This window comes from Occultella kanbiaonis (assembly GCF_009708215.1).
Classification (GTDB): Bacteria; Actinomycetota; Actinomycetes; order Actinomycetales; family Beutenbergiaceae; genus Occultella; species Occultella kanbiaonis.
In genome coordinates this window covers 904457-925548 of sequence record NZ_CP046175.1, presented here as the reverse complement: position 1 = coordinate 925548, position 21092 = coordinate 904457, and the positions used below count along the sequence as shown (strand labels likewise).

13 protein-coding genes are annotated in these 21092 nt (G+C 73.8%); 3 read left to right on the top strand and 10 right to left on the bottom strand.

Going from position 1 to position 21092, the window contains the following annotated elements:
- Nucleotides 1-203 precede the first annotated feature (203 nt).
- On the top strand, nucleotides 204-2066 hold the full coding sequence (locus GKS42_RS03920; RefSeq protein ID WP_168217748.1) for a serine/threonine-protein kinase: 1863 nt from the start codon (nucleotides 204-206) through the stop codon (nucleotides 2064-2066).
- 118 nt (nucleotides 2067-2184) lie between these two features.
- Here the strand turns inward: GKS42_RS03920 and GKS42_RS03915 are convergent, their stop codons facing one another.
- From GKS42_RS03915 to GKS42_RS03890, 6 genes are read right to left on the bottom strand one after another with little or no spacing between them, the layout of a single operon-like run.
- Nucleotides 2185-3552 (bottom strand): GNAT family N-acetyltransferase, encoded by a 1368-nt coding sequence (locus tag GKS42_RS03915; RefSeq protein WP_154792661.1) that lies wholly within the window; start codon nucleotides 3550-3552, stop codon nucleotides 2185-2187.
- 55 nt (nucleotides 3553-3607) lie between these two features.
- Nucleotides 3608-5944: a transglutaminase-like domain-containing protein gene (locus tag GKS42_RS03910; RefSeq protein WP_154792660.1), complete on the bottom strand. Its 2337-nt coding sequence runs from the start codon at nucleotides 5942-5944 to the stop codon at nucleotides 3608-3610.
- The gene (locus GKS42_RS03905; RefSeq protein WP_154792659.1) at nucleotides 5941-7098 is read right to left on the bottom strand and encodes a DUF58 domain-containing protein; all 1158 of its coding nucleotides are present in this window, start codon (nucleotides 7096-7098) and stop codon (nucleotides 5941-5943) included. Before GKS42_RS03905 ends, GKS42_RS03910 begins: the two co-directional genes overlap by 4 nt.
- The gene (locus GKS42_RS03900; protein ID WP_154792658.1) at nucleotides 7095-8078 is read right to left on the bottom strand and encodes an AAA family ATPase; all 984 of its coding nucleotides are present in this window, start codon (nucleotides 8076-8078) and stop codon (nucleotides 7095-7097) included. The genes GKS42_RS03905 and GKS42_RS03900 overlap by 4 nt, the downstream gene beginning before the upstream one ends.
- Complete coding sequence (locus tag GKS42_RS03895) at nucleotides 8075-11416, bottom strand: fibronectin type III domain-containing protein (RefSeq protein WP_154792657.1); 3342 nt, start codon at nucleotides 11414-11416, stop codon at nucleotides 8075-8077. Before GKS42_RS03895 ends, GKS42_RS03900 begins: the two co-directional genes overlap by 4 nt.
- Entirely contained in the window at nucleotides 11413-15867 is a 4455-nt protein-coding gene (locus tag GKS42_RS03890; protein WP_154792656.1) for a type VII secretion EssC family protein, read from the bottom strand. Before GKS42_RS03890 ends, GKS42_RS03895 begins: the two co-directional genes overlap by 4 nt.
- Before the next feature lie 1079 nt (nucleotides 15868-16946).
- Between GKS42_RS03890 and GKS42_RS03880 the strand changes: the two genes are divergently transcribed.
- The gene (locus tag GKS42_RS03880; protein ID WP_168217747.1) at nucleotides 16947-17294 is read left to right on the top strand and encodes a hypothetical protein; all 348 of its coding nucleotides are present in this window, start codon (nucleotides 16947-16949) and stop codon (nucleotides 17292-17294) included.
- Nucleotides 17295-17480: 186 nt separating this feature from the next.
- Nucleotides 17481-17960: an iron chaperone gene (locus GKS42_RS03875; RefSeq protein WP_154792653.1), complete on the top strand. Its 480-nt coding sequence runs from the start codon at nucleotides 17481-17483 to the stop codon at nucleotides 17958-17960.
- 130 nt (nucleotides 17961-18090) lie between these two features.
- Here GKS42_RS03875 and GKS42_RS03870 read toward each other — a convergent pair whose 3' ends face one another.
- The 4 genes from GKS42_RS03870 to GKS42_RS03855 form a co-directional block, all read right to left on the bottom strand.
- Complete coding sequence (locus tag GKS42_RS03870) at nucleotides 18091-18360, bottom strand: hypothetical protein (protein ID WP_154792652.1); 270 nt, start codon at nucleotides 18358-18360, stop codon at nucleotides 18091-18093.
- Nucleotides 18361-18455: 95 nt separating this feature from the next.
- Nucleotides 18456-19643 (bottom strand): hypothetical protein, encoded by a 1188-nt coding sequence (locus GKS42_RS03865; RefSeq protein ID WP_154792651.1) that lies wholly within the window; start codon nucleotides 19641-19643, stop codon nucleotides 18456-18458.
- 175 nt (nucleotides 19644-19818) lie between these two features.
- Complete coding sequence (locus tag GKS42_RS03860; RefSeq protein ID WP_154792650.1) at nucleotides 19819-20097, bottom strand: hypothetical protein; 279 nt, start codon at nucleotides 20095-20097, stop codon at nucleotides 19819-19821.
- Nucleotides 20098-20200: 103 nt separating this feature from the next.
- On the bottom strand, nucleotides 20201-21055 hold the full coding sequence (locus GKS42_RS03855; protein ID WP_154792649.1) for a hypothetical protein: 855 nt from the start codon (nucleotides 21053-21055) through the stop codon (nucleotides 20201-20203).
- Nucleotides 21056-21092 lie beyond the last annotated feature (37 nt).

Below are 21092 nucleotides of genomic sequence, written 5' to 3'. Positions count from 1 at the left end.
GACGCGCCATCCGGTCACCGTAGCAAGGACCTGGTTCGGCGTGCCGCGCGAGGAGGAGTGACCGACGACGCCAGGTGCCGCGAGCGCGGAGCCGCCTGTGCGGAACCTTCCACCACCGGCCACGCCGCGATCGCGCCGGGCACCGCCTATCCTCGGACTCATGTGCGCCGGGTCGACGGCGCCCGTCCGGGGAGGGGGTTCGCGTGTCCGACGACGACTGGGCGCCCGCGGCCCCACGCCCGTTGGCGGAAGCGGTCGGCGCCACGTCCGGCCGACGGCCCGGTCCTGCCGGTCCGAACGATCCCAGCCGCTCTGCCGGCGACCCGGTCGAGCGTGCCCCGGCGACACCGTCGGCGGTGTCGGTCGCGGGCTACTCCCACCTGGTCGAGGTCGGAGAAGGCGGTGACAGCGTCGTGTACCGGGCGCGTCAGGACAGCCTCGACCGGGACGTCGCGATCAAGGTGATCACGGCGGACCCGTCGGCGGCCGCCCGGTTCGAGCGCGAGCTCGCGATCACCGTGGCCCTCGGTCGCCAGCACCCGCACATCGTCAACGTGCTGGACACCACCACGACCGCCGACGGTGACCCCTGCCTGGTCATGGACTTCCACGATCTCGGATCGCTGCACGACCGGGTCCGTGCACACGGTGCGCTGCCGGTCTCCGAGGTCGTTGCCGCCGGCACCGCCGTGGCCGACGCGCTCGCGTTCGCGCACGCGCGCGGGGTGCTGCACCGGGACGTGAAGCCGCAGAACGTCCTGCTGCTGCCGACGTCCTACGTGCTCAGCGACTTCGGCATCGCCCGGATGGCCGACGCCGGGCACACCGCCTCCGTGGAGCGGTTCAGCTACCGGCACGCCTCCCCCCAGGTGCTCGACGGCCTCCCCCCGACCGAGGCCGACGACGTCTGGTCCCTCGCGTCCACCCTGTTCACGCTGCTCGACGGGCGGGCCCCGTTCGCCGCGCTCGACCCGCACGACGACACGGCGCTGTCCTACCTGCGCCGGGTCCGCACCGGGGCGCGCCGACCTCTGGAGACCGACGAGCTGCCCGCCGGACTGCGCGACCTGATCGAGGCCGGCCTGCACGCGGAGCCCGAGCGGCGCCCCACGGCCGCGCAGGCGCTTGACCGGCTGCGCTCGATCCGGACCGAGGGCCGGTCCTGGGACCCGGCGAGCGGAGCCGTGGCCCCCGCCGCGGGAGCGGCCGGGACCGCCGCGACGGCGGCGACCGTCGCCGCGCCCTCCGCCGCCCCGGCCGCACCCAGCACACCGACCGGGTCCGCCGCACCCTCCCGTCCCGCTGCCGCGACCGCGGCGCCCGCGGCAGGCGACGCACCGCCCTCGTGGGCGCCGGGCGCCACGGGTACCGAGGCACCGCCGTCGGCGGCTTCCGTGCGGACGTCAGCACCCGGGCAACCGCCGGCCGCACCGGAACCAGCACCCCAGCCCTCGCCGCTGGCCCCCTCGGTGCTCGCGCACGTCGGGCACCAGGGCCGGCCCGCCCCGATCGACGACGACGCCACCGGCCTCGGCCCGGAACCTGCGCCCGAGCCTCCGGCCGGCGCCCCGGTCACGTCCGGCGAGGGTTCCGGGACGACCTGGCGGCGGATCGTCGCATTCGTCGGCGGCGCACTGCTGGTCGGCGCGGCATTCGGGATCGGGTCCGCGCTGCTCCGTGGCGAGGAGGAACCGGACCCGACTCCGTCGCAGACCGGCGTGAACGTACCGGAGGCTCCGACCGACGTCCGGACCGGGGACGCCCCGCCGCAGCCCACCGTCGGCAATCCGGACCTGGCTCCGGTCAACCCGGTGCTCACGTCACAGGGCACCTCGGTGCTGCTGACCTGGGCACCTGCCCCGTCCGAGGTCGACTACCTCCTCATCGTCGACGTCCCCGCGGACGGCTCCCCGGCCAGCGTGCTCCAGCAGCTCACGTCGGACCCCGGCGAGTACGTCGTCGAGGGACTCGACCCGGACGCCACCGGCGACTGCTACGCGATCGTCGGCTACGCCATCACCGAGACCGGCCTGGAGGCCGGCTCCACCGACACCCTCTGCCGCTGAGCACCCACCACGCTGAGATCGCACCCACCACGGTCAGATCGCACCGTCCGACGGTGCGATGTGAGCGCGATAGGTGCTGGGTCAGCGGCGGAGACCGGCGCCGCAGAGCGTGCGCTGCTCAGTACCAGATGCTGAGCGTCGGTGGCTGGGCGGGGCGCAGCGCCGCATCGAGGGCGGCGACCGCGGCCGTATCCCCCGCGATCCGGCCGGCCGCGAGCAGCCCGGTCAGGGGCGTGCCACCGAGGTAGGCAGCGGACAGCTCCGCGATGCCGAGGCGCACGTCCGCAACGCCGGTGGCACGCGACTGCGCCAACGCACCCGTCGCACCTGACTCGGCCGGAGCGGCCGACTCCCCCGGGCTCACTCTCGACACGTCGGCCCCGCCATCGAGTGCGGTCCGCACCCGCCACGTCCCGCTCGTCAGCCCGAGCGGGTCGGTGACCTCCACGGTCACGTCCGCGGCGGCCGAGTACGTCCGCGCCCGGAGCGCCTGCGGAAGGTCCAGGATCCGCAGCCAGCCGTGGTCGCGGATGGTCTGGACCGCGCCGCGCTCGTCCCGCACCAGCCAGCGCACCGGGTCGTCGGTCGGCCGCAAGGACGCCGTGACCTCCGCGACGAGCGCGTGCTGCAGCGCGTATCCCCACAGTGCGGCGGCCGCGTCCGGGGTCTCGGTGACGAGGACGCCGATGTTGAGGCGGGACTGGGTGAACTCGCGCTCGTTCTCGATCACCCGGTAGGCGAGGGCGCCGCGGACCTCACCGTCGGCGTCGACGTAGCGAACGCCGCGGACGTGGTCGCCGTCCTTCACCGAAGTCGACAGGCCCGCGGCCTGCTGCCACCGCCGGGGCCACGCCGCGATCTCCCCGCCCCGCCGGGTGCGCACCCGTTCGTGCACCTGTCCGAGGTCGCTCGCGAGCTGCTCCCGGGAGACGAACTCGACCCGGCCCGCGACGTCCGGCCCGGCCCACCCGGCGCGGCGGGTATCGATCGTCCACGTGCTCATCGGCACGGCCGCGCCGAAGCCGTACCGCCCGTACAGCGTCGTCTCGGTCACCGTGAGGCCGGCGATGGCGAGCCCGGCGTCGGCGGCGGCGCGGAGCTCGCCCTCAAGCATGGCCCGTGCGATCCCGCGGCCCCGGTGGGTGCCGGCGACGGTGACACCGCTGATCGCCCACATGTCGAGCTCGCCGCCGGGCACGCTCAGCGGGGTGACCCAGGAGTCGATCGTCGCGACCGGCACCTGCGGCTGCGCGATGGCCTCATCGAAGATGCCGAGGTAGCGCCGGCCCTCGGTCGGCTCGGACTCCTCGGCGACGGCCGCGCCGGTGATCTCCGGTCCGAGGAACCCGCGCGTGACGGCCTGCATCGCGTTCAGGAACGCGTCGCGGTCGGCTGTGTCGACGGTGCGGTAGTCGAGACCTCGGGCGGCGAGGCGCTCCTTCGAGGTCGGGTCGGCCGGGACGCTGGGTGCGCTGAGTCGGGTCACCCGGACAGCCTAGAACCCGCCTGATCGGCCGGCACGCTCGCCGACCCGGCCACGCTCACCGCTCGGCCCTGCGGCCTCTCAGTACCGCCGGCGAGACCCACCACACCGCGCGCCGCCACGCGCCGGCGCGCGCGCGCAGGTCACGCTCGACGGCGATGGCCAGCTCCCAGTCGGACGTCGCCACCGATGGTGCTCCGGCTGGGGCCGACTGCCCGACGGCGGTGCTCGCCCCCGCGCGCGGCTCCGGTCCGAACGCGGCTCGCTCGGCGCGCTCGGCCAGCATCAGCGCGGTCGTGCCCCGGCCCTCCGGGGCCGCCGAGGCCGGACGTCCCGGGGTCCGGTCCGGCGCGGAGCGTCCGGTCCCGGTCGCGTCGGCCAGCGCGCGAGCCGCGTCGGGCGCTGCGCTCGAGGATGGCACCGGCCGGCCGGCGAGCACGGCGGCGTCGAGCACCTGCGCCCAGGCACCCACGGCTCCGGCGGCCCGCCACCGGCGCCGGCGCACCGCCCGGGCGATGGCCAGCCCCGCCACGGCGAACACCCCGAGCAGGGCCAGCCCGGCGAGCAGGGTCAGGCCGGTGACGACGTTCATTCCGGTCTGGCCGTCGGCGTCGTCACCGGGCTCGGCCACGTTCACGTCGGCGTCCTGGTCGTCCTCGGCGCCCACGTCCTCAGGCTGATCGGGCTGGTCGTCGCCGGCCGGCGGTTCCGGGAGGTCGCCGGTGTCGGTGCTGGTGGCCGGGCTCGGGTCGAGGGCCACCCAGCCGGCGCGCGCGAAGTAGACCTCGGCCCACATGCGCGCATCGTCGCCGGTCACCGTCACGGAACCGTCGGCGCCGGCCACCGCGTCCGTGAGGTCGAACCCGATCATCAGGCGGGTGGGCAGGCCCGCGGCCCGGGCGAGCACTGCGAAGGACGCGGCGAACTGCTCGGAGGTGCCGACCTGGCCGCCGTCGGCCGCCGGCAGGAAGAGGAACTCCTGGATGCGCCCGTAGGACGATCCCGACGGTGCCCCCACGTCCAGGGTCCGTTCCCCCCGAACACCCTCGGCGATCGCGACCGCCTGCTCCCAGCGGGAGGTCGTGCCCTGGATCAGCGCGGCCGACTCCTCACGCAGCGACGCGGGGATCCGGGGCAGCTCGAGGTACCGGGTGGCGACCTCTGCCATCGGCGTCCCGGCCCGGCCGATCTCGGTGTCCGTTGGTGCGTCGAGGAGTCCGCGGATCGTCACCGGGTCGGCGCCGAGGCCCTCGGGTGCCACGAGCACGCCGGTATCGGTGTCCATCAGCACGTCGGCGCCGGCCACTGACTGCGCCATCCCGGCGGACGGCACCCACACGCCACCGAGCGCGGAGTCGGTGAGCACGTAGGCGACCTCCCGCTGCCGGGTGCCGGGGTCCAGGTCGGGCTCGTCGACGACCCCTACGGCACGCAGGCGGGCGTCGATCGTCCAGGCTGCGCCGTCGAAATCGGGCAGCGCGGCGATCGTGAGCCGCTCCGGGAGGTTCGCGCCGTCCGGGCTCACGCTCAGCAGCGGGGTGTTCGGCCGGGAGTTCCACAGGGACAGGGCGGGGATCGGGTTCGTCGCGGCCAGCGGGAGTTCCGGCGGCGGCACCAGCGCGCGCGGCTCGAAGGACCGCACGGTGGGTACCGCCGCCGCGGTGAGCGCGAACGACGCGAGGATCAGGGCGGCGACCGCGGGCACCAGCAGGCCACGGCGCGCGGGTGCCGCAGGTTTCTCGAGCCCGCTCGCCACCGTCGGCGACGAGGTCGACTCTGTTTCCGTGGGAATCTCGCCGCCGACCCGGGCCGAGGCCCGCGCCTGCGAGGGTAGCAGCACCCAGCCGAGCAGCAGCACGACCGCGGTGGCCAGGGCGACCGCGCCGCTGGGGTCCCCGCGCCCGGCGGTGAGCAGGGCACCCGCCACCTGCAGGGCCACGGCACCGACGAGCGGGGCCGCGGTGGCACGGGCACGCCCGACGGCCACCACGGCCACGCCGAGCGCGACGATCCAGACGAGCAGCGCGGTCGGCACCAGGTAGCCGACGTCCGCCGGTGCCGGTCGTGGCGCGGTGAGCAGCCGCGGGACCGAGTCGATCAGTGGGCCGAGCACGCTCAGCGCCGGGCTGGCGCGCCAGCCGGGAACCGGCTGGGACTCGGTGTCGACGCCGTCGAGCAGGATCAGGGCGGCGCTCACCGCGAGCACGGTGCCGGCGACGGCCACCCAGCCGCGGCCGATCTTGGCGACCCGGCCAAGGGCCGCGACGCCGAACGGGACGATCGCACAGCCGATCAGCACGCCGATCGCGACCGGCGAGGAGTACCCGGCGGCGAGCGGGAGGGTGGACAGCGCCACCACGAGCGCCGACCAGGCCGCGGCCGCGAACCTGCTCATCGGGCCACCGCCGTCCGCCAGCCATGCACGAGTTCCTCGGCGCGCGGGCCGCGCAGCACCAGCACGCCCTGCTGGGCGGAGACGAGCGCCTCGGGCTGCGGGTCCACGACGAGCACCACGCCCGACGGCGCCCCGGACGCCGTGAGGAGAAGGTCGCCCAGGTCGCTGTTCGGGCCGGTGATCACGGCGAGCACGTCCGGGGAGCCGGCGAACAGACCGGAGCCCTGCTCGCCGTCGCTCGCTTCGAGCCGGGCGAGGGCGCCGAGCACGTGCGGGTCGAGGCCGGCCGGACCTGTCGCGGGCGCCGGTGCCGGGAGCTGCTCGTCGAGGCCGGCGCCGATCGTGACGATGCGGGCCGGGCTCTCGACCCCGGCGGCCGCGGCGAGCAGGCTCGCGGCGACGTCGACGGCCTCCTCGAAATCCTCGCCGTCGTGGGAGCCGGCATACGAACCGGCCCGGTCGTCGAGGAGCACGGTCAGGTGCGGAGCCGACGGGTCGGCGTCCTCGCGGACCATGAGGGTGGCCAGGCGGGCACTGGTCGCCCAGTGCAGCCGGCGCAGGTCGTCACCGGCCACGTACTCGCGCAGCCCCACGAGGTCCGTGCCACCGTGGGCGATCCGCTCGTCCGCGCCGATGTGGCCGCGGCGGGCGCCGGCCGGGAGCCCCAGCGCGTCCAGGATCCGCGGCTCCACGAGCACCGCGGCGCTGTCCCCGTGCTCCTGACCGACCTCGATCAGGTCAAGGAACGAGAACCGGTGCAGGGTCAGCGGACCGAAGTCGATCACGCCGCGGTGGGCGGTCGGGATCGGCACGTCCGTGCTCACCGTCGCGCCGGGCGGCATCCGGGGAAGGACGAACGGGGTGCGTCGCCCGCCGACCAGGTCGTGCCCCGTGACGGACTGGGCCAGCCACGTGGACGCGTTCGTGACCTCGACCGTCGCCGAGCACTCCTCGAGGCGGGCCACCCGCGGCGGGCGCACCCGGCGCCGGATCCGCAACGGCGCGGGCACCAGCACGGTCACGAGCGCACACACCAGCGCGACGGCGAGGACCGCACCGAGCCCCACGAGACCCGGATACCGGGCCCACAGCCCGAACCCGAGCAGCGCCGCCGTCGAGCCGAGAACGGCCCAACCGCGACCGGTCAGCCTCATGCGGGCACCGGGCGGGGTGCCTCCACGCTGCCGACGGCGTCGGTCACCACGGCCTCGGTGGTGTCCCCGGCGAGGAGGGCGTCCCGGGTCGGCACGAGGCGGTGGGCGAGCACGGGACCGGCGAGGCGCTGCACGTCGCTCGGGACCACGAAGTGGCGGCCCTGCGCGGCGGCGTAGACCTGGGTGGCGGCCACGAGGCCACGCAGGGCCCGGGTGCTCGCCCCGAGCCGGAGCCGGGAGTCGGCGCGGGTGGCCGCCCCGATGGCGCGGATGTAGGTGAGGATCGGTTCGGCCACGTGCAGGTGCCGCAACTGCCGGGAGGCGGCCGCGACGGTCTCGGGGTTGGTGACCTCCGGGACCTCCTCGACCACACCGGCGCGCGAGCCGGGTCGCAGCACGGCCAGTTCGTGCTCGACGTCGGGGTAGCCGAGCGTGATCCGCACCAGGAACCGGTCGAGCTGGGCCTCCGGGAGCCGGTAGGTCCCGTCCAGGTCGATCGGGTTCTGGGTGGCGATCACCACGAACGGGTCCGGCACCGTGTGGCCGATCCCGTCGACGGTGACGGTGCGCTCGGCCATCACCTCGAGCAGGGCGGACTGGGTCTTCGCGGCGGCCCGGTTGATCTCGTCGGCGAGCAGCACGTTCGTGAACACCGGGCCGGGGCGGAAGCTGATCTGGCCGGTGCCGGGCTCGAACACGGAGGTGCCGGTGACGTCGGCCGGGAGCAGGTCCGGGGTGAACTGGATCCGGCGGGAGGAGCCGCCGAGCGCCGCGGCGATGGCGCGGGCCAGGGTGGTCTTACCGGTGCCGGGGACGTCCTCGAGGAGCACGTGCCCGCCAGCGAACAGGGACACGGTGGCCAGCTCGATGACCGGCCGCTTGCCCTGCAGGGCGACGGACACGGCGTCGACCACCGCATCGTGCAGCAGGCGGAACCGGGCGACGTCGGCCTCGGTGGGGGCCAGGGGGTTCTCGGTCATCGGGACTGGTCTCCGGTCGGGTCGGGTCGATCAGGGTCGACGGCGGTCGCTGGCACGGTGGTTGTGCTCGCTCTGGCCGGGGCGGGGTGGGTGCCGGTCGTGCTGGTGACGGCCGCACTGGTGACCGGGACCTCGGCGAGGCGGCGCTGGGTGCGCAGCAGGCCGGCGGCGCCGAGCAGCCCGAAGCCGGCGGCGAGGACGGGCGGGCTCGGCACCTCGGGCGGCGCCCAGGGTGCGGGGACGATCTCGACGTCGGGGTTCCCGGGGTCGAAGGCGTTGGGCTGGGTGCAGATGCGCGGGCTGATGGTGCAATGCGCCCAGTCACCTCGGCCTGGCAGCTGCTCGCTGATCGTGGCCGAGGTCGCGTTGACCGCGGCGCCGGTGGCCACCACGTAGGCGCTGATCGTGGCACGTCCGAGCGCGGCGTTCCCGTACACGGCCCCGCTCGAGTTGCAGGCGATCACCCGGGAGTCGTTGATCCCGCCGCCCGAGACGTACAGCGTGCAGGTACCGGTGTGCGCGGACCAGCCGGCGGGCGGGGACACGTCGACGCTGAACGGGATCATCTCGTCGTACAGGCCGGGCGCCGACCACTGGATGTTGCTGACCACCGAATCCCCGTTCGCGGGCGGTGGGGGCGGCGGCGCGGGCACGCTCGCCGCTGCCGATGACGCTGCCCCGGTGCCGATCGCGTTCGACGGGGTGACGCTCACGTTCAGCGTGCCGCCGGCGGCGCACGGTGACGCACCGGCGCAGTTGATCGTGAGCGCCGTCGAGGTGCCCGTCGTGGTGAGCGAGCCACCGGTGTAGGTGACGGTGTAGGTCACCGCGGCGCCGTTCGCGGGGGCGGCGGACCAGGACACGTTGGCCTGCACCTGGGAGCCGTTGTTCGTCACGCCGCCGATCGCCGGTGTGCCCGGGGCTCCGGGTGCCCCCGCCACGGTCACGGCGTTGCTCGCCGCGGACGTGGCGCTCGTGTCGTCCAGCTGGGTGGTGACGGTGAACGTGTACGCCCCCGGAGCCAGGGTCAGGGTCGCGGACGTCCCGGTCACGGACGTCGCGGCGCCACCGTTCGGCGAGACCCGGTACTCGTCGGCGCCGGAGCTTGCCGCCGTCCAGGACACCGTCACGGTGTTGTCGCCGTTCAGGGTGGCGGTCACGTTCGTCGGGGCGGTTGCCTCCACCGTGGGCGGCGGCGTCGTCGGGCAGTCGGCGGTGCGGGCACTGGCGGTCGCCGCCCCGGTCTGCCCACCGTCGTGGTTCGCGGTGATCGTGAACGTCAGCGTGCGGCCGCAGGTGAGGCCGGTCAGGTCCACGGACGAGGCGCCCGCGGCGACCATCTGGCTGGCCGCGCCGTCGGAGCTCGTGACGCGGTAGTCGTTCGGGGCGACCTCGGGCGCGGTCCAACTGACCTGGACGCTGTCGTCGGCGCGCAGGGCCGCGCTCGCCCCGGTCGGGGCAAGGTCGGCCGGGTCCACCGCGCACGCCGCGGTCGTCGCGGTGCCGCTCGCTGCGCCGGTGATGCCGCCGTCGTGGTAGGCGGTGACGGTGAAGGTGAGGGTGCGTCCGCAGGTCAGCCCGGTCAGGTCGACCGTGGTGGCGTCGGCGGCGAGCGTCTGGTTCGCGGTCCCGTCCGAGCTCGTCACCCGGATCTCGTTCGCGGGCTCCGCCGGGGCCGTCCAGGTGACCCGCACGCTCTCGTCGGCGCGCTGGGCCGCCTGCACGTTGGTGGGTGCCAGGTCGGCCGGGTTCACGCCGGTCACGCAGTCGGCGGTGCGGATCCCGGTGGAGCCGACCCCGGTGCTGCCGCCGGCGTGGGTGGCGGTCACGGTGAGCGTGATCATCGAGCCACAGGACAGGCCGGGCACATCGAGGGTCGTGGCGTCGGGTGCGACCGCCCGGTCGGCGACGCCGTCCGAGCTCGTCACCCGGACCGACCCGGGCGTCGTCACCGGCGGGGTCCAGGTGAGCGTCACCGTGCCGTCGGCCCGCAATTGTGCGGCGAGGCCGGAGGGCGCCAGGTCGGCGTCGTTCCCGTTGCTGCCGTTCCCGCCGTCGGTCGGATCACTGGTCGGGTCGGGGTCGGGCGTGGCCGGCGGCGGCACGTTCACCGGGGGGTTGTTCACGGGCGGGTTGTGCACCGGCGGGTTCGTCACCGGCACGGTGGGTCTTGCGGGTGGGGGCCGGTCCGCGGCCTGGACCGGGACCTCGGCCGCGGCGACGTCGACCATCTGGGTGGACCCGTCCGGCTGGACCACCACGATCCGGCCGTCCTGCGGGGTGCTCACGTAGAGCCGGCCGTCGTCGACCACCAGGGTCGGGTCGCCACCACCGGGAACCACGATGTCAGCGCCGGCTCGAGCACCGCTGGAGTCCAGGACGATGACCCGGCCGTTGCCCAGGCACGGCACGTACACCTTGCCGGCGAACACGGCCGGGCTGCCGGGCCGCTCACAGCCGAGATCGCCGACGTCCACGTTCAGGATCCGCCCGTCGGTGAGCAGGAACACCCGGCCGGCCTCCTCCGCCGAGGCAGGCACCAGGTCCGCCGGGGCATAGTCCGCCTCGGCGACGGTGCCCTCGAGAGCCGCGACGCTGACGGCGAGATCCCGCCCGGCGCCGACCTGCACCACGGAGCCCTGGTCGGGAGCGAACACGGTCACCCCAGCCGCGTGCGGCACCAGCCGGGACTGCGGGCCCGCCCCAGCGACCGGCCGGGACGTCGACGTGACGAACTCGGCAGCGTCCGGGGAGTAGTCGAGCTCGGTCAGAGTGCCATCGGCAGCGATGATCCAGACCGACCCCTCATCGTCGATGACGGCGTCGGCCAGGTCACCGGTGCGGAACGGGCGGCCGAGGTCGCGCAGGGTGAGCGGGTCCACGGCCCGGACCGTGCCGGGCTCGAGGTCGACCAGGACCACCTGACCGCCTCCCACGAGCACCTCGGTCTCGGGGTCCACGCCGCGAGCGCCGCTGGCGACGAGGCTGGCCAGGTCGACGGCGGTGATCATCCCGGTCGTCAGGTCGGTGACGATGAGCTGCCCGTCCCGTTGGGAGACCTCCAGTTCGCTGCCGGGCTCGCCGATGATCAGGCGCCGCTCCGGCTGGCCGGTGGCGGGGTTGATCTGCACCACACGGCCGTCGTCGTCGGCCAACCAGGTCTGCCCGTCGGACATGTCGATCAGCGCGGCGGCGACCCCGTTGCCGACGACGGCGCCGACCACGAGCAGCCCACCGGCCGCCGCCACGCCGGCCTCCACGAAGCCACGCTCACGGCCGCGACCGGAGGTGCGCGAACGCCACCAGCTCATCGGACTGCGCTTGCCCCGTGCCATCATCGGACCCCCTCCACCGAGGCCGATACTAATTGGAGAACGTGCGACGATCCGCCGTTCACGAGGAGGCCTCGACCGGCGCCGGTCAGCGGCTCGTGGCTGTTCATCGGGATCTGCGCCGCCACCAGCGACCCGTCGCCCATCTCCGGGGACAGCAGCACCGCACGGCGCGAGCGCCGCAGCAGGGCGATCAGGCCGGGGATGTGCTGGCGGGAGCGGGCGTCGTCCGGGTCGGCGACGCCGACGACGGCGGTGCTCGGCCCAGGCGTCGACGTCAGGTGCGCGGCGAGCGCCTCGAGCGCGCGCCGTTCGGGGCCGTTGGCCTCCCAGGCGCGCTCCCACTCGTGCAGGTCGTCCAGCAGCAGGAGGGTCCAGTCATCGTCCGCGGCGCCGTCTGCGCGCCCGGCGCCACCCTCCACCCAGGCGAGCAGGTCCTCGGGAGTGGCCAGGACGTCGTCGGACACCTCCGCGGCGGACAGCGTGCCGCCAGGCACGGCCACGGCGGCCTGCGCGCGCGGCCCGGCGAACACGATCCGCGCCGGCGGGGCGCTCGAGCGGCGGGCGAGCTGGGCGATGCCGAGCAGGGCGCTGGTGCGACCGGACCGGGACCGGCCGGTGATGAGCAGCGGCGCCGCCCGCAGGGCCAGGTTGACCGGGGCCACGAAGCTCTCCTCGGCGCCGAGGCAGAGCTCGTCGGCGGTGGGCGCGGGCAGGAGGTGCTGCGGCAGCCGGGTCGGCAGCACCGGCACGGCGGCCGGTGGCTCGCCGGCGTACCGGTCGGCCACGACGGCCATCAGTTCGTCCAGGCGCTCGGCCTGCAGCGGGGTCCCGGCGCCGCCGAGGGTCGCGATCTGAACCTCGTCCTTACCGGACAGCGCCCGCCCGGCCGGGGACTCGCCGTCGAGCACTCCTGCCGGGACGCCGAGCATGGCGTAGTCGTCGGTCACGGTCATCCGCATCACGAGGCGCTGGCCGAACGCTGCCTGCAGCTGGCTCGGCAGGCCGGTGCGCTGCGGGGCGGTCGCGGTGATGTGCACGCCGGCGCGGCGGCCCTCCTGGAGGATCGTGAGCAGCTGCTCGCCATGCTGGCGCCGGACCGCACCGCCGCCTTCGAGGGCGTCCATCACGGCCGGCAGGTTGTCGACGAGCAGGTGGATGCGCTGCAGGTCCACCCCGGTCGCGGCGAGCGCGGCCAGGTCCGCGACGCCGCGGGAGGCCAGCGCGGCGTTGCGCTCGGTGACGGTGCGGTGCAGCATCCGGATCAGCCGGAGCATCCGCTCGAGCTGCTGCTCCACGACCACCGAGCCGACCGAACCGAGCCGCTCCAGGACGGTGAGCCCGCCACCGCCGGCGTCGATGCCGTAGACGCAGTCGGCGACGGCCGCAGTGCCGTGGCTGCCGACGGTGACGGAGGCCGCCAGGGTCCGCAGCAGCTCGGTCTTACCGGCGCCGGAGGACCCGAACACGAGCAGGTGCCCGGAGCGGGCGTAGTCCACCACGAACGGGACCTGGGACTGCTGTGCGGGGCGGTCCACCATGCCGAGGATCACCTGGCCGGGGGCCTGCACGGCGCGGACCACGTCCGCGGCGCCGCCGGCCACGAGGGCCTCGTCGCGGGCGCCGGCGCCCAGAGCGAGCTCGCCGGGCGCGGTGCACACCATCGGTAGTTCGGGGGCGATCGGCGGGATCCACGGCTTCTTCGGTGCCTGGCGGCCGGTGCGCAGGAACGCGGTGGTGGCGGTCGCCACGATCCGTTCCAGGTCGGTGCTCGGGTGCAGCCGGGTGCCGCCGGAGCGGGCCGGGCCGGGCAGGTCGCGGGCGGTGAACGGGGCCACCCGAACGGCGTCGCCGACCTCGTGCAGCTCCTCGTGGGCGCCCACGAACGCCACCTGGACGAGCTCGCGGGTGCCGTGCCCGGTGCGCCGCAGCCAGGCCCGACCGGGGGTGCGCCGGGACAGGTGCGCGGCGTCCGGGGCGTCGATGACGTCGGTGGAGTCGTCCGGGGAGGCGACCCGCAGCGCGATCCGGAGGTCGGTGTTCGCCTTGATCTGCGGGGTGACCACGCCGGCGGGGCGCTGCGTGGCCAGCAGCATGTGCATGCCGAGGGACCGGCCGCGCTGGGCGATCGAGACCATGCCGTCCACGAACTCGGGCACCTCGGCGAGCAGGGCTGCGAACTCGTCGACGCAGATCAGCATGCTCGGCGGCACCGCCTCGGGGTGGCTGCGCTCGAGGGCGATCAGGTCCTTCGCGCCGTAGGTGGCGAGCAGGTGCTCGCGGGCGGTGAGCTCGGCGTGCAGGGAGGTCAGGGCCCGCTGCACCAGGGCCGGGGTGAGGTCGGTGATGTAGCCGACCGAGTGCGGCAGCTGCGCGCACTCGCGGAACGCGGCACCACCCTTGTAGTCCACGAGCAGGAACGTGATCCGCGACGGCGGGTTGTTGATCGCGAGCGAGGCGATCAGGGACTGCAGCAGCTCGCTCTTGCCGGCGCCGGTGGTGCCCGCGACCAGCCCGTGCGGGCCGTCCTCGCGCAGGTCGATGGAGATGACGCCGTCGGCGCCGGTGCCGAGCTGGGCGCGCAGCCCGGTGCTCGCCGCCCAGCGCTCGATGAGACGCTCCACGTCGTCGGGGTCCGCGAGATCGCCGGTGAGCCCGGGCAGCCGGACCTGCTGCGGCAGCATCGACTCGGCGGCCACCACGGCGGCCTCGTCCTTGTACCCGGACAGCGCCCGCGCGGCCCGCCAGGCCGTGGTCAGGTCGAGCGCGTCGCGGCGGGTGAGCTCCTCGACGCCACCGCGGGCGGCGCGCTGCAGCGTCGAGCTGGTCAGGTCGACGGCCAGGTCGGTCGCGGCCGGCACCTCGGTGAGGCTCTCCCCCATCCAGATCAGGTGCAGCCGGCGGTCCGAGTCCTCGGCGACCCCGGCCACCGCCTCGACGAGACGACGGGAGACCTGCGCTCCGCCGTCGACCAGGAGAACGGTGTGCAGGCCCGCCGGCTCGGCGACGGCGAGTTCCTCGAGCAGACGCTGCCCGTCGCCCGCGCCGACGCTCACGCACGCGGTGCCGCCGGCGAGCGGCGCGGCGTGCGGCAGCCACCGCAGCCACGACTCCACGTGCGAGCGGTCCGCGCCGAGCACGGCGGCCACGCGCACCTCGTTCGGGGAGTGGGTCACCGCAAGGCGGACGACGGCGGCGCGCACCCAGGCGTCGACGTCCGCCGTCGGGCCGACGACAGCGGTCAGTGCCGCCTGCGCGAGCGGGACCGGCACCGGCTGGTCGGGCAGGGTGGCGCGTCCGCTGATGGCCGCCGCCGCCTCGGCACGCAGCACCCGGTCGCCCTGCGTGCCGGGCAGCTTCGCGGTGACCAGGGCCGGGCGCGGCCCGCGGCCGGCGCGGACCGTGAGGAAGTCGGCGTCGTCGCGCTGGCGGGTCCAGAGCCGGTGGTCGTGGGAGGTGGCCCGCGCCAGGACCACGTCGAGCTCGGGCTCGTCGTCGGCGGCCTGCTCGGCCTGGGCGCGCGCCGAGGTGTCCACCAGGGTGAGGATCCCGTCGACCTCCTCGCGCCAGATCGCGGCCTGCTCGGCGTGCTCACGTCGGGCCGTGCGCACCTGCATGAGGTAGTTGACACCCATCATCGTGGGGAACCCGAGCATGAAGATCAGGGAGAACGGGTTGCGCATCAGCGCGAACATCGCGCCGCCCATGAGCATCGGCAGGAGCATCATCGGCCAGGGGACCTGTACCTTGCGGACCGGGGCCGGGGCCGCCGGCACCTCGTGCTCAAGCGCCTCGACCCGGACCCCGAACCGGGGCGAGCGCAGCACGCCGCGGTCGGCGCCGCCGTCGGGCCCCTCGGCTGAGCCGGACAGGCCGGCGCGGCTCGATCGACCCGGCCGGATCACGAGCACCGAGGATCCGACCGTGATCTGCTCACCCCAGGCGAGCGCCTGCGGCCGGTTCACGGCCCGCCCGGCCACCCGGGTGCCGTGCGCGGAGCCCTGGTCGACGACGACGGGGGTGTCGGTGAGCAGGATCTGGGCGTGGCTGCGGCTGACCAGCGGGTCGTTGAGGTGGATTCCTGCGTCGGCGGAGCGACCGATCGTGACGACCTCGCCGACGACCGGGATCTGGGTGCCGGCGTCGGGGCCGGCGACCACGTGCACGACGGCGCGGGCGGTGCCGGCGCGGCCGGGCCTGGTCAGCCACTCGGCCGGGACCGAGGTGACCTCGAGGACGTCGCCGTCGCGCAGCGGCGCCTGGGACAGCGGGGTGTCGGCGGACCAGGGCCGTCCGCCCGTGGTCGGGGCCAGCAGCAACCGACCCCCGCCGCCGCCGAGGTGTGTGCCGAGGCTCGCGGCGAGGTCCCCGACCTTGCCGCCGGCGTCCGCGGTGACCACCACGTCGACGGGGGCGAGCTTGCTCTCCGCACTCGGTCGCACACTCACTCGCCACACGGCGGGCTCCTCATCACTGGCCGGTCTCTGTCCTGCCGATGACGCTATGAGCGTCCGCGACGTCGGTCCAGGCACGGTGGGGTGGAAACTTCCGCCGCGTGTGTACGCATCGACGGTACCGAGCGCTCGTCGCGCGGCGTCAGGACGAGCACCCCAATCGCTGGGCTCGATCTCGGGCGCGTCGCTCCATTGCCCACCAGCGTGCGCCCTGCCAGCCTCCACACAACGAGGGGGGCGCAATGAAGCGCCGAAGAGTCTGGTCCGTGTCGTTTGTCACGCTCATCCTGGTTGCGATTCTTGCTCTTCCGAGTTGAGCGAGCAATTTCGGATCCACGGGATCTCCAGGTACGTCTGGCACCACGAATGGTGTTTGGCTACATCCCAACGCGACAATGTCGGTCAAGCGCGTTGCTCTCACCACTACGAACTCGGCATCTGTCAATAACCGCGTTTCGGTCGTCTACAACCCCACGGACCTAGTCGCGTCCACGCATGCAAGCAACGACTCCAGTTGCGCGTTAGCCACGGTATGCGTCTTCGACCACACATACGGCAACAACGGGCTGTACGGTTGGAACGCGTGCGCCGGGTCAGTAACTGGCAGCCACCCGAGTCAGCGCTGCAGTGTGCAGTGGGTACGGCTCAACCTGAACTACACGCCGCCGTCGGCACAACGACTCGCGTGCCATGAACTGGCTCACACGGTCGGATTGCGACATACCACTGCCACAAACACATGCATCACGACGTACATGGGTGACACCACTCTGAGCACACTCAGTGCACACGACATCGCTCATATCAACGCAACATACTAACCTTCGAGTCCACACGGAACGGATGTTGCGGACAAGCCTCTGGGGGTCGACTGAAATGAATGCATCACCACTAGTTCGACGGGCACTCGCCTTGAGCCTCGCACTTGGAGCCACTCTGGCGCTCGCTACGGCGTGTCAAACATCTGGGGGGACCCGACAGCCAGTCATTCTGGCCTACCGCACGCATCTACGGCGCGTCTGAGGTGGTCCCCCCTGGCACAGTCGAGGAACTCGCTCTGCTTTCAGACGCTGTCGTTGCCGGTGCAGTACAACTGCCTGACGCTCGAGATCGACGAGAAGCTCGCAGGTATCGACCTGGGACCGTCCGTCCCGGTGGGGTTCCTGGGCAGCGGGGATCGTTCGCCGGACGCCGACACCACGGTGCCGGCCGGCACCGTGGTGGTGTTCCTCGTCGACAAGGGCGGCGAGGAGGCAGGGCGCTACCGCGCGGTGAGCTCCTACGGGCTCTGGGTCGCATCCGATCGGGGTTCTCTCGATCAGCCCATCCGGGAGGAGCAGCCCCAGGCGGATGAGCCCGAGGTGCGGGACCCGCTTGCCAACGCGGACGACGTCGACGAACTGGTCGAGTGGCTTCGGGATCGCCTCTGAGTGCGCGCCTGCACCTCTGCCGCCTCCACCCGCTGCCGTGGTGGCCCGGTGCGGGTTCACCGAGCCGCACGCCCGAGCCGCGCTCGACCCCGACCCCACATCGAGCAGGAATCGAGAAGCCCCACGCCGCCACCCTCTCTAACGTGGAGTCAGGTCGAGCGACCATCACCGAGCAGAGGAGCAGCGATGGCAGCGAAGTCGAACAGTGGCGCACGGGGTCGGAGCGGCAGCGCCGCGGCGGGCCTGTCCGAGCAGGAACGGGCCGCGGTCAAGGAGCGGGCCGCGGAGTTGAAGACCCAGGCCAAGCGCGGCAGCGGCACGGACAAGGCGGCCGCCGATGAGGCGGACGTGCTGGCGAAGATCGCCCAGATGCCCGAGTCCGACCGAGTGCTCGCCGAACGCGTGCACGCGATCGTGACCGAGGTCGCCCCAGGCCTGGCACCGAAGTTGTACTACGGGCAGCCCGGCTACGCGAAGAAGGGCAAGGTGCTGTGCTTCTTCCGCAGCGGTCAGCAGGACAAGGAGCGGTATTCGACCTTCGGCTTCAGCGTGCAGGCGGAGCTCGACGATGCCAGCGGGTTCTGGCCCACGTCGTTCGCGCTGGCCGAACCCACCGAGGCTGCGTGGCAGGAACTCGCCGCTCTCGTCGAGAAGGCCGCCGGCTGAAACGCACCACTCACCATCCGACACCTGTCACGGTCCAGCGCTAGTGGCGCACCGCCCACGACGGCCGGCTCCCGGGGGAAGGGAGCCGGCCGTCGGCCTGGGCCCGCCGCGGTCGACGGCGGGGGTCGGGTCAGGAGGAGGCGCGCTCCTGGTCGTCGGCCTGCTGGCTCAGGATCGTCGCGTTCTCTTGGAGTGCCTGGACCACGTTCTGCAGGGCCGGCACGTACTGGCCCTGCCAGTCACTGGTGAACCGCTGCGCGTCCGGGCCGTACCAGGGGGTCGCCTCAAGCTGCTGGGTCAGCTGCGCCGTCAGCTGGTTGATCACGTCGGCGTCGGAGTTCATCACCCGGACGAGGTCGCGTGCGGCGGTGATGTCCATCCCGTAGACGGTGGTGCTCATGGTGTGTCCCTTCGTAGGTGCTGAGTCGCTCAGCGGTTGGGTGGTTCGTGCTGGTCGGAACTGGTGACTGCTGGTCGTGCGGTCAGGTCGTGGGATCAGTCCTCGTCGTCGAGGCCATCGGGCTGATCACCGTCCTTCCGGCGCAGAGCACCCAGTGCCGCGGTGCCCAGTCCGGCGAGCCCGAGGGGTGCCGCGAGGAGAGCAGGGTTGGTCGAGGAGCCGCCGGTGACGGTGTCCGCGCCGAGCAGCGGTGGCGAGCCGCCGGTGGCGGTGCCGATGCTGGCCCCGCCGGCGGCACCGAAGGTGACCGGAGCCGATGTCGTGGCCGGGTCTCCCGGCGCGATGCCAGGGCCGCCGCGTCCGAGGGACCCGGCGCCGAGACCGGCGCCACCGGAGCCGGGGCCCAACCCATCGGAGCCGGCCGATCCGAGGCCGCCCGAGCCGAGCCCACCGCCACCGCCGCCGGTGCCCGAGCCAGACCCACCACCGGAGCCGCCGGACGCACCCGTGGACCCCAGTGACGCCGACCCGAGCGACCCCGCGCCGAGCGAGCCCGACGAACCGGAGCCGCCGGACGCCGTCGGGCCGGATCCTGAGCCGCCCGAGGCGAGTGCCGCGGCGGCCATCGGGGCGAGCGCCGCGGCTCCCCCGCCGACGGCGGCCGAGGCCGCGCCCTGGCCGGAGATCACGGCGGGCAGGCTCGTGGAGCTGGCCGCCGAGCCGCCCGTGGACAGGCCGAGGGTGCCCGTGCCGTCCCAGCGGATGGTCAGCCCGTCCGGGGTGATGATCGTGGCGCCACCGCCGCTCGAGCCGGTGTTGCCGAGCGAGCTGGACCGGGAGCCGACTCCGGTCGGCGTGATCACCACGGCCCCGTCACCGACGGCACCCGTGGGCATCTGCCCGTTCGAGATGGCCGGCAGCGGCGCGGACAGCATCGGCGGGTTGACCGCCGTCGTGGCCGGCATGTTCGGGCTGGTGTAGGCGCTCGCCGGAATGGAGACCGACGGCGAGTCGCCGCTGACGGCCTTCTGCAGGGCCGAGGCGGCCTTGAGGATGTTGGCGAACCGCTCGAGCGCCTCACCGGTGGTCTCGATCCACGGGATCACGGTGAACTCGAGGTAGTTGGCGAACGCGGCGGCCCAGCCGGTCCAGCTCATCGCCCGGAGCGCCTTGACCACGAGCTTCAGCGCCTTCGCGATCATCTTCGCGTAGTCGGCACCCTCCTGGGCCTTCTGGGCCATCTCGTCGAGCGCGCTGACGTCGGCGCCTTGGAACCCGGTCATCGCCAGTCTCCTTTCTGCTTCTGGAAGTCGGTCCGGTCTGTCGGAACTGCGGGGTAGTGCCCGGCCCGGTGGTGCTGGTGGCCGGTGCCGCTGGTCGATGACGCTAGGCAGTCGATCGCTGCCGGGGCCAGCGCCGTGGGGGTGGAAACTTCCGCCCCGGCGGCGGCCGGCGACCTCAGCTGGAGACCTCGTCCTGGAGGTCGGCGCGGCGGCGCAACTCGGCCGCGTTCTCGCTGAGGGAGTCCGTGGCGGCCTCGAGCTCGGGGCGCAGGGAGCCGTCCCAGTCCTGCTTGAACTTGCTGGCGGCAGGCCCGATCCAGAGCACGGACTCGAGCATGGCGGAGACGTTGCCAACCATGGACTTGAGGTCCTGGGCGCCGGTGTCCATGTTCCGGGAGGCGTCCCGGGAGTACTCGGTGTCGATGCCGTAGAACTGCGAGCGGTCGTACGTCATGGTGTCCTCCTGAGGGCTTCGTCGACGCCTTGTCGACCTGCCTTCGACGCTAGGAGCGCCGTCGCCGGAGAAGCCAGCGAACAGGGGGTGGAAGGTTCCGCCGCTACGGCGCGGTCGGAGCCCCAGGATTGAGGCCGGCACCGCGCGAACGGGCCTCGTGGACGGCCTCGAGGTCCGCCGTCGTCACCAGTCGTACCTCCGCGGCACGACGCCCGACGGCGAACCTCACGTTCTGCACGCGGCCTTCCGTCACGGTGAACGGGTCGTCGTCCGGGCCGAACGCGAGGCGGGCCACGGAGCGGATCGCGTCGTCCACGCGCTGCGCGCGTTCGAGGTTCCAGGCGTGGCCGCGCCAGTGCAGGATGCGCTCGTAGATCTCCCGGTTCGACGGCGGCCGTGGGTAGTCGTCCGCGCCGGTCAACCAGGGCTCGGCGAGGGCGAGTGCCACGTACCACTCGCGCGACCAGCGCTCCAGGTGCGGCGCGTCGGCGGTGGCGGCGCCGTCGGGGTCGCCCTCGGCGACCAGCGCGACCGGCGCCGGCTCGTCTCGGACCTCCTCGACGTCCACGACGAGGACGAGGTCGGTGAAGGTCCCCGTGGCCGTCTGCCGGCCGCGCAGGACGAGCAGGTGGTTCTCGCCCTCGTCGAGCAGCGCGGCCATGCCCTCCGAGAGCGCGACCCGGCGCGCACCGCCGGGGGCGTCGAACAGGGAGGAGAGCTGGGCGCCGGTGCTGCCGCGCCAGCGGAGCCGGACGACCTCCTCGCCGACCTGGACCTCACCGACCACGCGGGACACGTGCGGTGCGACGCGGGGTAGGGCGAGGGCAGTGAGATGCAGCTGGGTGTCCGCGTCGACCTCGGGCAGCGCACTGTCCGGCGACCGGCCCACGAGCAGGGTGTCGCCGGTCCCGAGCACCACGGTCGGCACGCCCGACCCGCGCAGCGTCACCCGTAGCATTCGCGCCCCACCCCCGTCTCGCCGTCAGCCTAAGGGA

Coding starts and splice junctions, on each gene's coding strand:
- GKS42_RS03895 (WP_154792657.1), bottom strand. CDS start 11,416: ATGATGGCACGGGGCAAGCGCAGTCCGATGAGCTGGTGGCGTTCGCGC.
- GKS42_RS03900 (WP_154792658.1), bottom strand. CDS start 8,078: ATGACCGAGAACCCCCTGGCCCCCACCGAGGCCGACGTCGCCCGGTTC.
- GKS42_RS03905 (WP_154792659.1), bottom strand. CDS start 7,098: ATGAGGCTGACCGGTCGCGGTTGGGCCGTTCTCGGCTCGACGGCGGCG.
- GKS42_RS03855 (WP_154792649.1), bottom strand. CDS start 21,055: ATGCTACGGGTGACGCTGCGCGGGTCGGGCGTGCCGACCGTGGTGCTC.
- GKS42_RS03875 (WP_154792653.1), top strand. CDS start 17,481: ATGGCAGCGAAGTCGAACAGTGGCGCACGGGGTCGGAGCGGCAGCGCC.
- GKS42_RS03865 (WP_154792651.1), bottom strand. CDS start 19,643: ATGACCGGGTTCCAAGGCGCCGACGTCAGCGCGCTCGACGAGATGGCC.
- GKS42_RS03860 (WP_154792650.1), bottom strand. CDS start 20,097: ATGACGTACGACCGCTCGCAGTTCTACGGCATCGACACCGAGTACTCC.
- GKS42_RS03870 (WP_154792652.1), bottom strand. CDS start 18,360: ATGAGCACCACCGTCTACGGGATGGACATCACCGCCGCACGCGACCTC.
- GKS42_RS03910 (WP_154792660.1), bottom strand. CDS start 5,944: ATGAGCAGGTTCGCGGCCGCGGCCTGGTCGGCGCTCGTGGTGGCGCTG.